General features: G+C 75.6%; 17 protein-coding genes. 9 read left to right on the forward strand and 8 right to left on the reverse strand.

Annotation, left to right across the window (positions count from 1 at the left end; genetic code table 11):
* Positions 1-16 precede the first annotated feature (16 nt).
* From BUE44_RS09490 to BUE44_RS09500, 3 genes are all read left to right on the forward strand, one after another.
* Entirely contained in the window at positions 17-883 is an 867-nt protein-coding gene (locus BUE44_RS09490; RefSeq protein ID WP_073496077.1) for an oxygenase MpaB family protein, read from the forward strand.
* A 91-nt stretch (positions 884-974) separates the two neighbouring features.
* A complete protein-coding gene (locus BUE44_RS09495; protein WP_073496079.1) occupies positions 975-3,197 on the forward strand; it encodes a serine/threonine-protein kinase in 2,223 nt (740 codons plus the stop codon).
* 70 nt (positions 3,198-3,267) lie between these two features.
* Entirely contained in the window at positions 3,268-3,990 is a 723-nt protein-coding gene (locus BUE44_RS09500) for an alpha/beta fold hydrolase (protein ID WP_073496081.1), read from the forward strand.
* Between the two features lie 436 nt (positions 3,991-4,426).
* Here the strand turns inward: BUE44_RS09500 and BUE44_RS09505 are convergent, their stop codons facing one another.
* The 5 genes from BUE44_RS09505 to BUE44_RS09525 form a co-directional block, all read right to left on the reverse strand.
* Positions 4,427-5,353 carry a phosphotriesterase family protein gene (locus BUE44_RS09505; RefSeq protein ID WP_073496083.1) on the reverse strand — a complete coding sequence of 309 codons (927 nt, stop codon included), beginning with the start codon at positions 5,351-5,353 and terminating at the stop codon, positions 4,427-4,429.
* Positions 5,350-5,748, reverse strand: a complete 399-nt coding sequence (locus tag BUE44_RS09510; protein WP_073496086.1) for a carboxymuconolactone decarboxylase family protein — start codon at positions 5,746-5,748, stop codon at positions 5,350-5,352. Before BUE44_RS09510 ends, BUE44_RS09505 begins: the two co-directional genes overlap by 4 nt.
* Positions 5,742-6,329 carry a DUF4865 family protein gene (locus BUE44_RS09515; RefSeq protein ID WP_073496088.1) on the reverse strand — a complete coding sequence of 196 codons (588 nt, stop codon included), beginning with the start codon at positions 6,327-6,329 and terminating at the stop codon, positions 5,742-5,744. Before BUE44_RS09515 ends, BUE44_RS09510 begins: the two co-directional genes overlap by 7 nt.
* A 56-nt stretch (positions 6,330-6,385) precedes the next feature.
* A complete protein-coding gene (locus tag BUE44_RS09520; RefSeq protein WP_073496090.1) occupies positions 6,386-6,949 on the reverse strand; it encodes a TetR/AcrR family transcriptional regulator in 564 nt (187 codons plus the stop codon).
* A gap of 98 nt (positions 6,950-7,047) precedes the next feature.
* A complete protein-coding gene (locus tag BUE44_RS09525; protein ID WP_073496091.1) occupies positions 7,048-7,596 on the reverse strand; it encodes a hypothetical protein in 549 nt (182 codons plus the stop codon).
* A gap of 142 nt (positions 7,597-7,738) precedes the next feature.
* Here BUE44_RS09525 and BUE44_RS09530 point away from each other — a divergent pair, with 142 nt between their 5' ends.
* On the forward strand, positions 7,739-8,407 hold the full coding sequence (locus BUE44_RS09530; protein WP_073496237.1) for a response regulator transcription factor: 669 nt from the start codon (positions 7,739-7,741) through the stop codon (positions 8,405-8,407).
* 1 nt (position 8,408) lies between these two features.
* The gene (locus BUE44_RS09535) at positions 8,409-9,677 is read left to right on the forward strand and encodes a sensor histidine kinase (protein ID WP_073496093.1); all 1,269 of its coding nucleotides are present in this window, start codon (positions 8,409-8,411) and stop codon (positions 9,675-9,677) included.
* A gap of 47 nt (positions 9,678-9,724) precedes the next feature.
* On the opposite strand, the gene BUE44_RS09540 is transcribed toward BUE44_RS09535, so the two are convergent.
* The gene (locus BUE44_RS09540) at positions 9,725-10,207 is read right to left on the reverse strand and encodes an isochorismatase family protein (RefSeq protein WP_073496239.1); all 483 of its coding nucleotides are present in this window, start codon (positions 10,205-10,207) and stop codon (positions 9,725-9,727) included.
* Positions 10,208-10,533: 326 nt separating this feature from the next.
* Between BUE44_RS09540 and BUE44_RS09545 the strand changes: the two genes are divergently transcribed.
* A complete protein-coding gene (locus BUE44_RS09545) occupies positions 10,534-10,773 on the forward strand; it encodes a DUF397 domain-containing protein (protein WP_073496095.1) in 240 nt (79 codons plus the stop codon).
* Between the two features lie 87 nt (positions 10,774-10,860).
* On the opposite strand, the gene BUE44_RS09550 is transcribed toward BUE44_RS09545, so the two are convergent.
* Positions 10,861-11,574, reverse strand: a complete 714-nt coding sequence (locus tag BUE44_RS09550; protein ID WP_235001983.1) for a maleylpyruvate isomerase family mycothiol-dependent enzyme — start codon at positions 11,572-11,574, stop codon at positions 10,861-10,863.
* Positions 11,565-12,218 (reverse strand): pyridoxine/pyridoxamine 5'-phosphate oxidase, encoded by a 654-nt coding sequence (locus BUE44_RS09555; RefSeq protein ID WP_235001984.1) that lies wholly within the window; start codon positions 12,216-12,218, stop codon positions 11,565-11,567. Before BUE44_RS09555 ends, BUE44_RS09550 begins: the two co-directional genes overlap by 10 nt.
* Before the next feature lie 48 nt (positions 12,219-12,266).
* Between BUE44_RS09555 and BUE44_RS09560 the strand changes: the two genes are divergently transcribed.
* The 3 genes from BUE44_RS09560 to BUE44_RS09570 all read left to right on the forward strand — a co-directional run bounded on the left by BUE44_RS09560 (position 12,267) and on the right by BUE44_RS09570 (position 16,610).
* Entirely contained in the window at positions 12,267-12,902 is a 636-nt protein-coding gene (locus tag BUE44_RS09560) for a CGNR zinc finger domain-containing protein (RefSeq protein WP_073496100.1), read from the forward strand.
* 450 nt (positions 12,903-13,352) lie between these two features.
* Entirely contained in the window at positions 13,353-16,046 is a 2,694-nt protein-coding gene (locus tag BUE44_RS09565) for an ATP-binding protein (RefSeq protein WP_079189616.1), read from the forward strand.
* 63 nt (positions 16,047-16,109) lie between these two features.
* Positions 16,110-16,610 (forward strand): hypothetical protein, encoded by a 501-nt coding sequence (locus BUE44_RS09570; protein WP_073496102.1) that lies wholly within the window; start codon positions 16,110-16,112, stop codon positions 16,608-16,610.
* Positions 16,611-16,623: the final 13 nt, after the last annotated feature.

Here is a 16,623-nt window from a genome sequence, read left to right on the forward strand (position 1 = left end):
GGTGAAGGAGGCCGCGATGGGCGAAACCGACCCGGGGCTGTTCGGGCCCGACTCGGTGACCTGGCAGCTGCACGCGGACCCGGTCATGTCGGTGGCGGGCATCAGGGCGCTGTATCTGCAGGCGCTGCACCCGCGCGCGGTGCGCGGGGTCGCGCAGAATTCCGACGTCCGGCAGGACGCCTGGGGACGCCTGCTGCGGACCGCCTCGTTCGTCGGCGGGATCACCTACGGCACCACCCCCGCTGCCGAGAGGGCCGGCGCCCGCATCCGGGGCATCCACCGCAGGCTGGACGCCACCGACCCCGACACCGGGGAGCGCTACGGCGTCGACGAACCCGGCCTGCTGCTATGGGTGCACTGCGCCGAGATCGACTCCTACCTCCAGGTCGCCCGCAGATCCGGCCACCCGCTGACCGACGCGCAGGCCGACGCCTACGTGGACGAGCAGCGCGAGGCGGCCCGGCTGGTCGGCCTCGACCCCGCCGGCGTCCCCGCCGACACCGCGGGGCTGGCCCGCTACTTCGAGGCCGTACGGCCGCAGCTGGCCGCCACCCCGGAGTCCGCCGAGGTCGCGAGCTTCCTCAAGGCGCCGCCGGTGCCCTGGCCCCTGCTGCCGGCCCGCCTCGCGGTGTGGCGGGCGGTGGCAGGCACCGCCAGGGCCGCACTGGAACCGTGGGCGCACGAGCTGTACGGATGGCCCGCGCCCTCGCAGGCCGCGGCCGACCGGCGGCTGCGGGCGGCGGGACGGCTGCTGCGCGCCGTGCCCGCCCGGTTGCGCCGGCAGCTGCCGCCCGGGCACATCCTCGGAGCCGTCGGCCGGCTCGGCCCCGGCAGCCGCCCCTCGGCGCGGCGGCTGCGCGAGGAGGCCGCAGGCGCGCCCTGAGGCGTTATGCCCTGATGCGAGGTGCCGTGCGCCGCCTCGCGCGGCCATACTGGGAGCGGGGAAGCACCGAGGACCACGGGGGCGGCGCGCGATGGCGGCGGGACATCACGGGAACCACCACGGGCAGGGCGGGGCGGAGGAGCACAGCACCCTCATCCAGGGCCGCTACCGGCTGCACGAGCTGATCGGGCGCGGCGGCATGGGCGAGGTGTGGCGCGCCCTGGACGAGTCGCTGGGCCGCAGGGTCGCGGTGAAGTGCCTCAAGCCCGCCGGACAGGCCAGGGACGCCGGATTCACCCGCATCCTGCAGGAGCGCTTCCGGCGCGAGGCCAGGGTCGCCGCCGCGCTCCAGCACCGCGGCATCACCGTCGTCCACGACTTCGGCGAGCACGACGGCGTGCTCTACCTGGTGATGGAGCTGCTCGACGGCCGCAATCTGCTCCAGGTCCTGGACGACGCCCGCCGGCACCCGCTGCCCGTCCCCGACATCATCGACATCGCCGAGCAGGTCGCCTCCGCCCTCGCCTACACCCACACGCAGGGCGTCGTGCACAGGGACCTGAAACCGGCCAACATCATCAGGCTCAGCGACGGCGGGGTGAAGATCTGCGACTTCGGCATCGCCAGGCTCGGCCACGACATCGGCTTCACCTCCCGGCTGACCGGCACCGGCGTGGCCATGGGCACCCCGCACTACATGTCGCCCGAGCAGATCGGCGCCTCCGGCGAGGTCGACCACCGCAGCGACCTGTACTCGCTGGGCTGCGTGCTCTACGAACTGGCCACCGGGGCGCCGCCGTTCGACCTCGGCGACACGTGGGCGATCCTGGTCGGCCACCGCGACAACGTGCCGGAGCCGCCGCGCACCCGCCGCCCCGAACTGCCGGTCGACCTGGAGCGGCTCATCCTCGACCTGCTCGCCAAGTCCCCCGACGACCGCCCGCAGGACGCCGCCGACGTCGGCGGCCGGCTCAAAGCGCTGCGGGCCGGCACGAGCAGCGGCGCCGAGCCGCACCCCCGTACGACCGCCCCGGCCGCCGAACTGCCCGGCTGGGCGCGGGAGCTGACCACCGGCACAGCCGCGGTCTCCACCCGCCCCCGGCACACCGCGAGCGTGCCGCACCACGAGCTGACCGGCGCCTGGTCCACCCGCGGCCTGCCGGCCAGGCCGCGCCCCGGCGTGCTCACCGAGCTGGCCGACCGGCACGCGGAGGGCATCGACCTCGCCCGGGTCGGCAACTGGCGCCAGGCCTACGACCTGCACACCGCCGTCGCCGCCGCCCGCGACCACGCCCAGGGCGCCGAGCACCCCGACACCCTCGCCAGCCGCTACGAGGCCGCATACTGCCTCACCGGCCTCGGCCGCACCGAAGAGGCGCTGCAGCTGTACGCCTACGTCGGCGGGACCCGCGCCCGGGTGCTCGGCCCCGATCACCCCGACACGCTGGCCGCCCGGCACGAGGCCGCCTACGCGCTCGGCCTGCTCGGCCGGTTCCTGGAGGCCCACCAGGAGTACGCCGAAGTGCTGGCCGCCCGGGTCCGCACCACCGGGCCCGACCACCCCGACACCCTCCAGTGCAAGCACAACCTGGCCTTCAACCTCGGCCGCCTCGGCCGCACACCGGAGGCGCTCGCCATGGCCGTGGAGGTCGCCGACGCGCGCACCCGCGTCCTGGGCGCCGACCACCCGCAGACCCTCGTCACCCGCTTCGAGGTCGGCCACATGCTCGGCACCTCCCGCCGCTGGGCCGAGGCGCTCGACGTCTACCGCGACGTGGCCGCGGTCAGGACCCGCGTCCTGGGCGCCGACCACCCGGACACGCTCGCGGTCGACTACGAGATCGGCATCTGCCTGGGCCGTCTGGGCCGCAGCGCGGAAGCGCTGACGCTCTACGAGACCCTGGTCGAGGCCAGGACCAGGACCGCGGGCTCCACCGACGCCGAGACGCTGCGCGCCAGGCACGCCCTCGGCGTCAACCTCGGGCGGCTCGGCCACTGGGAGCGGGCGCTCGCCGAAGCCCGCGACGTGGCCGCCGTACGGGAACGGGTCCTCGGCCCCGTCCACCCCGACACGCTGGTCAGCAAACGCGAGATCGCCGTCGGCCTCGGCTGGCTCGGCCGCTGGCCCGGAGCGCTCACCGTCTACCACGAGGTCGCCGACGCCCGCGAGCAGGTCCTGGGCCCCGCCCACCCCGACACCCTCACCAGCCGCAACGACGAGGCCCAGTGCCTGGAGCAACTGGGCCGCACCGCCGAGGCGCAGATCCTCTACGACCGGGTGGCGGCGCAGCGGAACGGCCCGCAGCGCCTGTGAGCGCGCCGCCCATTGGGCCCACCGCGAACAGCCGGGACCGCGCCGACCCCTGCGTACTACCGTCACCTGCATGAGCGACGTACGGGAATACAAGGTCAACGGGGTGCGGCTGGTCTGCGAGCTGGCAGGGCCGGCCGACGGCCCGCTGCTGCTGCTCCTGCACGCCCTCGGCGAGGACCGCGGCTCCTGGTCGGCGGTCGCCGCCGCCCTCGCCGCGGACGGCTGGCGCACCATCGCCCCCGACCTGCGCGGCCACGGCGACAGCGACCACCCCGGCGACTACGCCTTCGAGGCGATGCGGGACGACGTCTTCGCACTGCTCGACGCGCTGGGGGCCGACCGGGTCACGGTCGTCGCCCACTCCCTCGGCACCATCGTCGCCTCGCTGGTCGCGATGGACCGGCCCGCCGCCGTCGACCGGCTCGTCCTGGAAGAGGGCCCGCTGCCCTTCCCCGCCGACCCGCCCCGCCCCCTCGTCACCGGCCCCGGACCCGACCCCGTCCGCTACGACTGGCGGGCCGTCGCCGAGGCGGCCCGCCAGCGCAACGCGCCTGCCGCGCGGCACTGGGACGGCCTCGCGGAGATCACCGCGCCGACCCTGATCATCGCCGGCGGCCCCACCAGCCACCTCCGCCAATCCGACCTGGCCCGAGTCGCCGCCCGCATCCCGGCCGCCCGCCTCGTCACCATCGACGCCGGCCACATGATCCACGACACGCGCCCTGCGGACTACCTCTCCGAAGTCCGCGCCTTCCTCCACGACGACGCCCCCTCCCCGCGCCCCCGGGGGTGACTGCCCCATCCGGTGCGTTGCTCGCCCGCGGCGCGGTGGTGGTTGCGCGCGCAGTTCCCCGCACCCGAGAAAAGCGTGCCTACCGCGGGCAGAAGGGCAAGGCCCAAGCCAGGGGCCACCTCTGGGCGTAGGAGGACGCAGGCCCGTAGGGGCGCGGGGAACTGCGCGACCAGCACGATGTCGGGAGAGAAGCGACGTCTCGGCAAGGGGCACCCCCCCAGGGGCGCGGGGAACTGCGCGCCCCGCCGAAGAGGCGGGAAGGAAAGCAACGCACCGCACGGGGCAGCCACCCGAGGGGCGCGGGGAACTGCGCGACCAGCCACGGCGCCGGGAAGGGGGCGACGCACCCGGAAGGGGCACCCCCAGGGCCGCGAGGGACCGCGCCCGCACCGCGGGGGAGCGCACCCCGCAGGGCCCGGCGCGAGGGGCCGCCCCCTCACCCGGGCCAGGGCGCGCCCAGCGCCGAGGAGGGATTGCGGCGAAAGATCGCATCGACCGCCGCATCACCGAGTTCCCGGGTGAGCCGCGGGCGCAAAGTGTGGAGGAGGTAGGGCGCGCCCGGGCCGGCGCCCGGGGAGGTCGTGTCGGCGCCGAGCAGCAGCTGGGAGGTGTGGCCCGCGGCAGCGAGGGCGACGAGGCTGTCGACCAGCCACGGGTCCGTGGCGTGGTGGGCGCGGCTCGGGCCGTCGAAGGCGAGGTAGGCCCCGGCGGCGGCCAGTTCCCGGTGCACCCCGGCATCGGGGAACCGGTTGAGGTGGCCGAGCAGCAGGCTGCGCGCGGGCACCCCCAGCTCGCCGTGGAGCAGGGCGAGCACGTCGACCGCCGCCGTACCCATCTCGTGATGGATGCCGATGGGCGCCCCGGTGGCGTGATGCGCGTGTGCCGCCGCGGTCATCACCCACCGGGTGTGGTCGTCCAGGGCGTGGAACATTCCGGCGACCTTGATCATCCCGGCTCTCACCGCCCCGGGCGTACCGCCCGGGTCGGTGCCCGCGATCGTCCCCTCGGTCAGCTCGGTGACGAACAGGGCCGCCAGAGCGTCGCCGCGGCGCAGCCGCCGCAGCGTGCCGGGGTCGTAGTGCACCTCCTGGTGGAGCCCCGTCGCGGCGATCACGTGCACCCCCGTGGCACGTGACGCCGCGACGAGGTCCGCCACCCCCCGCCCCATCCCGAACGGGGTCCACTGCGCCAGCGCCTGGCCGCCGAGCCCGCGGAAGGCGGTGAGCCGGGTCAGCGCCTCGGCCGGGTCGTCCAGTTGCGGCCCGGTCAGCGCGGGGCTGCGCAGGAAGAGGTGGTCGTGGGCGTCGCACACCCCGAGGGCGGCAGGCTCGATGTCGCCGAGGACCGTACGGATCGCGTTCACTCCGGCTGCTCCTGTTCGCGGAGCACCGCGGCCGCGACCCGCAGCCCGGCGAGCGCCCTGGGCACGCCGACGTACGGCGCGAGATGCACCATCACCTCGATGATCTCCTTGGCGTCGACGCCGATGCGCAGGCTGTTGCGCACGTGGTCGTCCAGCTGCGGCTCGACGCCGCCGAGGGCGGTGAGCGCGGCCAGGGTGGCGATCTGCCGGTCCCGCAGCGCCAGCCCCTCGCGCTGGTAGGTGCCGCCGAAGAGGCTGGTCACGATCCAGTCGGGGAAGCCGGGGGCGAGGGCGTCGAGCCCGGCGAGGGTGCCTTCGACGGTCTCGGGGCCGGCGAGTTCACCCATCAGCCGGTAGCCCGCCTCGCGGTCGATCGTGGCCTTCCGCATCACCATTGCCGTCCTGTCCTGATGTCGTCGATGCCGGGCGCGGACAGGTGCAGCACCTGGTGCCGGTCCTCGCCCGGTTCCTCGGGCGCCGCGTCCTGCCACAGGCTGAAGCGCAGCAGCTCCCAGTGCCGCGGGTCGACCAGCAGCGCGGCGCAGTGCAGTCCCGGCCGGGTGGCGGTCTCCGCCAGGTCCTCCAGGGCGCGGGCGATCACCTCGGCCAGGTCCTCGCCCGGGGCGATCCGCTGCGAGCGGCGGCCCGCGGCCCGCGGTGCGGCCGTGAAGGACGGGCCGCGGACGAAGCCGAGGCCCGTCCAGTGCTCCACGGCCGGCCGGCCGAAGTCGTCGGCCAGGGCGCGGAATCCGGGTCCCCACAGGAAGCTGTTCATGCCTTCCGCGGTGTTCCACAGGTAGAAGGGCGCGTATTGGTTGACCGGGGAGCCGTCGACGCCCCGCTCCCGTGTCAGGTAGGCCTTGAGGCCGAGCCCGCGGAAGTCGTCGAGCAGGTGGCCCTTCGTAGCCACCCGCTCGCGGATGATCTCCATGTCGTAGTCGGCGGGCAGGGTGATCCGGTAGTTCATCGCGTGCACGGGTGCTTGCTCCTGCGGTGAGGTGCGGGCGTACGCCCGGGGCGTCGGGAGGACGGTCAGGCGGCCTGGGCGGCGAGCAGCGCGACCGCCCCGCGCACGGCACTGTCGAACGGCTCCTGCGAACCGGCGGCGCGGGCCAGGACGTAGCCGCCCTGGACGACGGCGACGATCATCGTGGCGGTGTCGTCCGGGTCGAGGCCGGGGCGCAGCTCACCGCTCGCCACGCCCTCGGCGAGGACCGCCGCGAGGTGGCCGGTCAGCCAGTCGAAGGTCTCCCGTACCGGTTCGCGCAGTTGCGCGCTGGCGACGACGTCGGGGTCCATCGCCATCCGGCCGACCCGGCAGCCGCGCAGCGCGTCGCGCTCGCGCACCAGGTAGGCGGTGGCCTTCTCCAACGCCGTGCCGCCGCGCGCCATCTGCTCCTCGGCCTGCGCCCGCAGTTGCCCGGCGCTGCGGCGCATCGCCGCGACGGCGAGGTCCGGCTTGCCGCGGAAGTGGTGGTACATGCTGCCCTGGCCCGCGCCCGCCCGCTCCTGGATGGCCTTGGGGCTGGTGCCGACGTAGCCGCGCTCCCAGAGCAGTGCCTGGGCACTCTCGATCAACCGTTCCGACGTCTCCATGCCCGCAGTGTACATACTAGTAGGTACAGAAATCCACCCGGAGCGGCCCGCGTCCCCGTGCCGTGCACACGCGGGCCGCTCCGTCAGGCCGCTCGGCGTCAGCCGAGCACGGCGGACGCCGAGGCGCCCGACGTCGTCAGGCCCGCCTCGCCGGCGCCCGCACCCGGGGCGCCCTTCGTGGTCGTGCCGCCGCCGTCACGCCGGATGATGACGACCTGCTTGCCGCCCTTGCCGCCCTTGGGGGGCAGCGGAGGCAGCGGCGGGCACTCGCCGCCCTTGGGCGGGGTGCCCACCGTGCCCTTGGGGACGAGCTTGCCGTTGACGTAGACCTTGCCGTTCACGACCTTCACCGTGGTCTTCCCGGCCGCGCCCGGCTTCCCCGGTGCTCCGGGCTTGCCAGGCTTCCCGGGCAGCGGCGGCAGCTTCGGCAGGCCGCCCTTCGTGCCGCCCTTCCCCTCGATCCGCACGATGCAGACGATCTGCTTTCCTGCCTTGTGGCCGGGCGCCGCCTTGGCGGGCTGCGCCTGGGCCGTACGGCCGGACGCCGACGGCGCGGTGGCGGCACCGCTGACCGGCGCGGTCGCCACACCGGTCAGGCCGAGTCCGGCGGTGAGCGCGATCCCCGCGAGGATCCTCTTCTTGTTCATGGTCTGGCCACTCCTGTGGGAGGTTCGCCGTGATCGGTCGATCCGGCTCCGAGCAGCCTCGCCGCGGGCGCCTGAAGCGGACCTGAGGAGCCGGCGGATGATCTTCATGTTCGCCTTAGGTACGGCCCTGCACCCTGACTGCGTGCGCATACTCGTGGTGGAAGACGAACTCAGGCTCGCGGAACTGCTCAGCGACGGCCTGTGCAGGGAGGGCTTCGCGGTCGACCTCGCCCATGACGGGCGCGAGGGGCTGTGGATGGCCACCGAGCAGCCGTACGACGTGATGGTGCTCGACGTGATGCTGCCGGAGCTGAACGGCTACCAGGTCTGCGCCCGGCTGCGCGAGGCCGGCGTCTGGACGCCGATCCTGATGCTCACCGCCATGGACGGCGAGTACGACGAGGCCGAGGCGCTGGACACCGGCGCCGACGACTACCTGACCAAGCCGTTCTCCTACGTCGTGCTGCTCGCCCGGCTGCGGGCGCTGGTCAGGCGCGGGGTGCGGGAGCGGCCCGCGGTGCTGTCGGTGGGCGACCTGCGGGTCGACCCGGCGGGGCTGCGGTGCAGCAGGGGCGATGTGCTGATCGCCCTGACGCCCAAGGAGTTCGCGATCCTGCACTGCCTGGCCCGGCGCGCGGGCGAGGTGGTGCCCAAGTCCGAACTGCTCGCCAGGGCCTGGGACTTCGCCTACGACGGTGACTCCAACGTGGTCGAGGTCTACATCAGCGCCCTGCGCCGCAAGATCGACAGGCCCTTCGGGCGTACGACGCTGCGCACCGTGCGCGGCGCCGGATACCGGCTGGAGGCCTGAGATGGGTGTACGCCTGCGGACCACGCTCGCCGCGACCGCCGTCGTGGCCGCCGCCCTCGCGGTGGCCGCCGTCGCGCTCTTCACCGCGCTGCACGCCAGCCTGACGGACTCGGCCAACGCGCTGGCCGAGCGGGACGCCGAGTACAAGGCCGCGGTGATCCAGGCGACCGGCCTGGCACCCGGTACGAAGCACCTCGGCGGCGCGGCGGAAGGCCTCCCGCCGGGGTCGGCCCCCGACGGGACGCCCCCGCCGCCGGGGAGTCCGCCCAAGGAGGCCGGCGGCATCGTGGTCATCAGCCGGCGCGTCGAGACGGGGAAGGGCACCGTCACCGTCGTGGGCACCGCCTCCCTGGCCCCGGCCCGCGCCGCCATGCGCACCCTGAGCGCCGTGCTGGTCCCGGGCATCCCCGCGCTGCTCGCGCTGGTCGCCTGGCTCACCTGGCTCGCCGTCGGCCGGGCGCTGCGCCCGGTCTCCGCGATCCGTGCGAAGGTCGCCGACATCACCGCGCGCGACCTGCACGAACGGGTGCCCGTACCGGCGTCCCGGGACGAGATCGGCGCCCTGGCGCGTACCGTCAACGCCACCCTCGACCGGTTGCAGACCGCGGTCGGCGCGCACCGGCAGTTCGTCGCCGACGCCGCGCACGAGCTGCGCAGCCCGATGGCGGTGCTGCGGACCCGGCTCGAACTCGCCCGCCCCGGCGAGCGGCGGCTCGCGGCGGGTGCGCTGGACGACGTGCAGCGGCTGCAGACCCTCACCGCCGACCTGCTGCTGCTCGCCAGACTGGACGCCCGGGAGCCGATCCGCACCCGGGAGACCGACCTGGCGCAGATCGTCGCCGAGGAGGCGGCCCGCGCCCGCCCGCGCACCGACGTCCGGGTCGCCCTGCGGCTCACCCCCGACCTGCTGGTCGACGGTTCGCCCGACCACCTGCGCCGGCTGGTGGCGAACCTGGTCGACAACGCCGTGCGCCACGCGGCCGGCTCGGTGACCGTGGCGCTCACCCACGAGGCGGGGTCCGGGCAGGCCCGCCTGGACGTCACCGACGACGGGCCGGGCATACGTCCCGAGGACCGGGCCACCGTCTTCGACCGCTTCACCCGGCTCGACCACGCCCGCACCCGCGACACCGGCGGCTCGGGGCTCGGCCTGTCCATCGCCCGCGACATCGCGCTCGCGCACCGGGCCACCCTCCAGGTCGTCCCCTGCCCGCCGCCGGGCGCCCGGCTGCGCGCGGTCTTCCCGCTGCGGACCACGACCCGCTGCTGACCGCGGTATTTCGCGCGATCAGCAGCGGGTCGTGGTCGGCAAGGGCCTCACGCGGCGGCGAATTCCACTTCCGCCGCCGTCACCACGGTCCCGAAGCGCGGGAAGTCCAGGGACACCGCGGCCCGGTGCTCGGCCGCCGTCAGACCCGACATGGCGTCCTCGGCGAAGACCAGCCGGTAGCCGAGGTCGGCGGCGGCCCGGGCGGTGGACTCCACGCCCAGGTTGGTGGCGACGCCGGCCATCACCAGGGTGTCGACGCCGCGCGCCCGCAGCCGCTCGTCCAGGTCGGTGCCGTGGAAGGCGCCGACCGTCTGCTTGACGACGAGGATGTCGCCGTCCTGCGCGACCCCCTCCGCCAGGCCGCTGCCGGCCGGCTGCTCGGCCACGCCGGGGCGTTGCGCCCTGACGGCCACCACCGGGGCGCCCGCCTCGCGGAAGGCCGCCGCCAGGCCCAGCGCGGCGGCGAGCACGTCGGGGCCTGGCAAGGGGGCCAGCGGTAAGGCCACGATGCGGTCCATGAGGTCGATCATCACCAGTGCGGTGCGGGCCGGATCGAGGCCGGGGGCGAGCGGGGACTCGCGGGCCGGTCTCGCGTCCGCCGCTCGCCCGGCGTACGGACCCGTGTCGGACCCGGCTCCCTGTTCGTGATCATGTGCGGTCATGACCGGACCCTACCCGCAGGGTCCGGTCGGCCGCCGGGTGTTCACAAGGGTGCAGGTCCGCTCGCAAGCAGTCGCGGAGCCGACCGCCCGGCGATCACGTCCCGCCCCGCGGCGGGCGGCTTCCGTCATCTTGTGTCGGCGTGCGCCACGGCCGATAGGCTGGACGGGAAGGACGACACGGGAGGAGAGCGGACGTGGCGGAAAGCACCACAGGACAGCCGTTGGCCAGCGGGAAGAAGCCGCAACTGGATCTGACGGATGCGGAGTGGCTGTCCAGCAGCCAGGGCAGCGGGGATGTGCAGATCGCCTTCGTCGAGGGCTATATCGCGATGCGGGACGGGCGGCACCCCGACGGCCCCGCGCTGATCTTCACCCCGGCCGAATGGCGTGCCTTCGTTCTCGGCGCGCGCGACGGCGAGTTCGACCTCACCTGACGGCCCGTCGCCTGACGGCCCGCCCGTCGGGCGTACGACACGGCACGGCCGTACGCCCGGCGGCTCGCGGTGGCCCGGGTCGCGGCCTTACGGCCAGTTGCCCAGCTCCGGCAGCGGACCGCCGGTCAACGGCCGCTGCGGCGCACGTCCCGCCAGCCATGCCGCCAGGTCGGTGAGCCTGCCCTCGACCGCGACCGGTTCGCCCTCGCCGAGCGTCCAGGAGCGGTCCGCGTCCACCGCGGCCAGCCGCAGCTCGGTCCCGGCCGGCACCCGTACGGCCAGGAAGTCGACCAGGTGGAGACACAGGTGCGGCGGCCAGCTGTCGGGGCCCGTGCCCAGCAGCGCGTCCGCGGTGTGGATCTGCAGCTCCCGCCACCAGGCCAGCCCCGCGGTCCGCACGGTGCCGTCGCGATAGGCCACCGGCCGCCGCCAGTCGCCGGGTCCGACGGCGTCCCAGGACGCCTCCGCCTCGTCCAGCGCGTCCCCGACCGCCGCGGCCAACTCCGCCGCGCCGCGGCCGTGTCCGGCCTCGATCGCCGCGTCACGGGCCGCCCTGCCGCCGTCGTAGACCTCCACCGTCCGGCCGCGCAGCGCGTAGCGCGCCTGCCGGGCGAGCGCTCGCGCGACCCCCTCGACATGGCTGAGCAGATGGCCGCGGGTCCAGCCCGGCAGCGCGCTCGGCGCGCGGGCCGCGTCCTCGGTCAGCCCGGCGAGCAGCCCGCGCAGCCTGATATGACCCTCCGCCAGCGCGGCGCGCAGGTCGAGGTCCTCCTCCGATGGTGCCCGGTCCGTCACGGCCACAGCAGTCCCCGCTTCCATCCGTCCTCGGTGCGTGTGTAGGCGACCCGGGTGTGCCGGCGGTCGCGGTCGCCCTGCCAGAACTCGACGCTGTCCGGGCGCAGCGTGTAGAGCGTCCAGCCGGGTGCGACCAGCCCGCCTTCGCGGTCGACACGGGCGGCGGCCTCGCGTACGGCGGCGTCCCTGCCGGCCAGGTCGGGCAGCGGGGTGCTCTGCAGGCCGAGCAGCGTCTCGGCGCGGGCGCCGGGGGAGCGGGCCAGGAAGTCCGCCGCGCTCGCGTCGCCGCTGCCCGCGGTGACGCGGCCCCGTACCCGCACCTGGCGGGCCTGCGGCGACCAGTAGAAGGTGAGCGCCGCCGCCGGGTGGCCGGCCAGCTCGCGCCCCTTGCGGCCGGTGGCGTCGGCGGCGAAGTGCCAGCCGTCGGGTGAGACGTCCTTGACGATCAGCACCCGGGCCGACGGATCGCCGTCGGTGCCGATCGTGGACAGGGTCATGGCGTGCGGTTCGCGCACGCCGGCGCGCACGGCGGCGAGCAGCCAGTCGGTGAACAGCTCCCGCGGGTCCGCGGGCAGCGTGTCGGTGTCGAAGTCCGGCAGATCGCCCGAGAAAACGTCGAGTCCGCGCAGCAGTTCGCGGAGATCGGACACAGGCACCCCCTCCGTCTTAATGGTGTTCGGCGAGCGTAGCATTAGCTCATGCACGCTGATCATCTCGCGCTGGATCTCGCCGTCACGATCCGGCACGACGGCCACGGCGGGGTCGCCGACGACCTCGCCGACCCGGCGGCGCTGACCGGCTGGGTGCGCGCCCACGCCGACGGCCTGCGCGCCGACCTGACCGCAGGGCCGTACACCGCCGCGACCTTCACCGCCGACGCAGCGGCGCTCGCCGCGGCCCTCGACGTGCGCACCGCGGTCCGCTCCCTCTTCGCCCGCGCGGTGCTGCCCGGGCCGCCCAGTTCCGCCGACGCCGGCCGGCTGCCATCCGCCCGGCAGGCCCTGGACCGGCTCAACGCCGCCGCGGCCCTGGTCCCCGTCACCCCGCGCCTGGACTGGCCGCAGGACGGCCCCGCCACCGCGAGCCGTACCGTCGCCGGCACGCCCGCCGCCGCCGACCTGCTCGCCGCCGCGCTCGCCCGGCACGCCATCGGCTTCCTCACCAGCCCCGACCTGGACCTGCTCCGCGCCTGCCCGGCGCCGCGCTGCGTTCGCTACTTCGTCAAGGAGCACGCCCGCCAGGAGTGGTGCAAGCCCGCCTGCGGCAACCGCGCCCGCGTCGCCCGCCACCACGCAAGGCACCGCACCGGCCCCGGCAGCGGCGGGGCGGGCTGACGCCGGGCCACCGGCAGGTGCGGGACGGCCCGAGCACGGTCCCGCTCAGACGCCAGGCACCGCACCGGCCCCGGCCGCGGTGGAAGGGGCTGACGCCCGGTCACCGGCAGGTGCGGGACGGCCCGAGCACGGTCCCGCCGGGGGGTGCTACGGGTGGTAACGGGGGCGCATCCGGGGCGCACGGGAGAACAGGTGTGGCGCGTGGCCCGCGGGACCTGGCCGGTCGGGCGGGCGGCGTGGCAGGCTCCCCGGAGGTCGGCCGCGAGGGTGCCTCCCAACGGGCCGCCGCCCACAGCGCCGTGCCGGCCGAGTCCCCTGCCAGTGGCCGACCGGCACGGCCGTTCATGCTTACACACCGCAGCCGACGGCGTACGCTGTGGGGCCATCGGGCAGATGTCCGCGCGGCGCGGTGTGCGCCGGGCGCGCGGCCCGGTCGCCAGGGGGGTGCGCATGTCGCAGCACCAGACGCGCAGCCTGCGCGCGCTGCTCGAACGCGAGGCCGAACTCGTCGCCGTCGACGAGGCGCTGAGCGAGCTCGACGGCCTGCTCCCGGACGGCGCGGGACAGCCCGGTGCGCGCCGCCGCGGCGGTCTGCTCGCCTTCGCCGGAGCCGCGGGGCTCGGCAAGACCACGCTGCTCACCGAGGTCCGCGCACGCGCCGCCCGCCGCGGCTGTACGGTCCTGTCCGCACGCGGCGGCGACCAGGAGCAGCAGGTCGCCTTCCACGTGGCGCGGCAACTGCTGCAACCCCAGCTCGCGGGCGCCGCCGAGACCGAGATCAGGGCCACGCTGGGCAGTTGGTACGGCATCGTCGGCCCGGCGCTCGGCCTGTGCACCGCCGAGGGCGCCGCCCCCGACCCGCAGGGCATCCGCGACGGGCTCGACTGGGTGCTCACCCACCTCGCCGTGCAGCGCGCACCGGCCGTCCTGGTCCTGGACGACGCCCACTGGGCCGACCCGCAGTCGCTCAACTGGCTGGCGGCCTTCGCCCCGCGCGCCGAGGACCTGGCCCTGCTCATCGTCGTCGCCTACCGGCCCGACGAACTCCCCGCCGGCGCCGAGTCCTTCCGCGGCCTGCCCGGCAGGGCGGGCCACCGCCCGATCGGCCTGGAACCGCTCACCCCGGCCGCCGTCGGCCGCCTCGTGCGCGAAGCGGTCGGCGAGCACGCCGACGACGCCTTCTGCCGCGAGTGCTGGGCGGTCACCGCGGGCAATCCCTTCGAGGCCGTCGAGCTGACCGCGAAACTGCGCGACCGCGGCGTCACCCCCGACGGTTCGAGCACCCACCTGCTGCGCGACCTCGCCGCCGCCACCAAGGGCAGCGGCCTGGTCAACCGGCTGGAGCGGCTCGGGCCCTCCACCGTCAGGCTCGCCTGGGCCGCCGCGGTCCTGGGCACCGAGGTCCCGCCGGAACTGGCCGCGGCCGTCGCCGGGCTCGGCAGCGAGGAGACCGCCGACTGCGCCGACCGGCTCCGCGAGGCCCGGATCCTCACCCGCAGCCGCACCCTGGAGTTCGCCCACCCGCTGATCGCCACCACCGTCTACCACGCGATACCCGACGCCGTACGGGTCGCCCTGCACGGCCAGGCCGCCTGGTCCGTCGTGGACGCCGGGCTCGGCCCGTCCGCCGCCGCCCGGCACCTGCTGGAGACCCGCCCCGAGGGCGACCCGTGGGTGGTCCACCAGTTGCGCGCCGCCGCCCGCGAGACGCTGCGGGCCGGCGCCCCTGAGGCGGCCCGCGGCCACCTCGCCAGGGCGCTGCGCGAACCCCCGCCGCAGGAGGAGCGCGCCGAGGTGCTCTACGAACTGGGCTGCGCCTCCCAGCTCCTCGAACCGTCCGTCACCGTGGACCACCTGCGGGCCGCGCTGCGGCAGCCGATCAGCGACCCCGCGCTGCGCGACGGCATCGTCTTCCGGCTGTCGCAGTCTCTGGCGCACAGCGACCGGCTCGGCGAGGCCGCCGAGGTCGTCGCGGAGGCCGCCCGCACCGCCACCAGCGCCCGCACCCGGCTGCGGATGCAGGCCGAGCAGTTCATGTGGGACGCCTTCCGCGCCGACGAACCCGACTCGCCGGGCCGCTCCCGGCGGCTGACCCGGCTCGCCGACCGGCTCACCGGCCGCGACCTCACCGAGCGGTACATCATCGGGCTGCGCGCCTGGGACGCCACCCTGCGCGGCGAGCACGTCTCCACCGTGCTGCGGCACGCCGGCCGCGCCCTGGACGGCGGCCTGCCGTGGGCCGACGAGGCCTGGGGCTTCGAGGTGCCGGTGCTGGTCGCGATGACGTACCTCTACGCCGACCGGCCCGAGCGGGCCGAGGAGCTGTTCGCCACCGGGATCGCCGACTTCGAACGGCAGGGGTGGCGCGGCGCCCACCTGTCCTTCGGGCTGCTGCTGCTCGGCTACGTCCGCTACCGGCAGGGCCGGCTCGCCGACGCCGAGGAGCTGGCCCGCGACGGCCTGCGGCTCGCCGAGCGCGTCGGGCGCGGCACCCCCGTGCAGTGGTATTCCGTCGCCGTCCTCATCGCGGTGCTGCTGGCCCGCGGCCGTACCGCCGAAGCGACCGAGCTGGCCGCCGAGCACGCGTTCCGCGAGCCCTTCCCGGCCGCCGTCACCTTCCCCGACGCCCAGGCCGTGCACGGCGAGCTGCTGCTGGCCCGCGGCCTGCACGAAGAGGCCTGCGCGGAGCTGTCCGCGGTCGGCCGCCGGCTCGACGCCCGCGGCATGCGCAACCCCGCCTGGTGCCCCTGGCAGTTGCACCTCGCGCTCGCCGAGTCGCACGACGCACCGCAGCGTGCCCGGTACACCGCGCTCGACGCCCTCACCCGGGCGCGGCAGTACGGCGCCAGGTCCGCGATCGGCCACGCGCTGCTGGTCGCGGCCGAGGTCAGCGGGGGACCCGAACGGCTGAAGCTGCTCACCGAGGCCGTCGACCACCTCGCGGCCTCCCCGCCGGCCCACCTGCTCGCCCGGGCGCTGGTCGCCCACGGCGTCGCCCTGCGCGAGTCCGGCCGTCCCGTGGAGGCCGCCGGCCAGCTCCGCCGCGGCCTGGACACCGCCCTGCGGTGCGCCGCCGACGGCACCGCGGCACAGGCCGGCACCGAACTGGCGCGGACCGCCGCCCCGGACGCCGCGGCCCCCTGAAAACCGCGTCCACCCGCCGGTCGGCGGGTCCCCGCCACGCAGGCCACCCCTTACCATGGCCGCATGTCCTTCCTCCGCCGCCGCAGCGCAGCCACGCCCACCGGGCCGGACTTCGACGTACTCGCGATGGACCCGGGGGACTGGCCCGGCGACCTCGGGGCCGGGCTGTTGCCAGGGCCCGACGGGCGGTGCGAGGGGATCTACCTGCGCTACGACCTCTTCGGCGGCCGGGGCCCCGCGATGCTCATCGGCAACCTGCCGGAGGGCTCGCCCGCCCGGGAGCTGGGTGAGGGCCAGGTGCCCTTCGAGGTGGCGCAGCTCCTCGCCGCGCTCGGCAACGACGAGCCCGCCGAGGTCACCGAGATCGAGGACACCCCGGTGTGGCAGGGCGACGGACTGCTGATCGTCCGGCGGATCAAGATCTCGGAGTCGCGGGTCGCCTGCGCGCAGTTCGACCGCAGCGACGGTGTGCAGGTGACCATCGCCACCTGGGACCGGCCGATCACCGACGACCTCTACCAGCTGCTCAAGCCGCTGCCCGCGGAGATGTTCCAGGCCGGCTGAGGCCGGCGTCGGG

The sequence above is a fragment of the Actinacidiphila paucisporea genome (genome assembly GCF_900142575.1).
GTDB classification, from domain to species: Bacteria; Actinomycetota; Actinomycetes; order Streptomycetales; family Streptomycetaceae; genus Actinacidiphila; species Actinacidiphila paucisporea.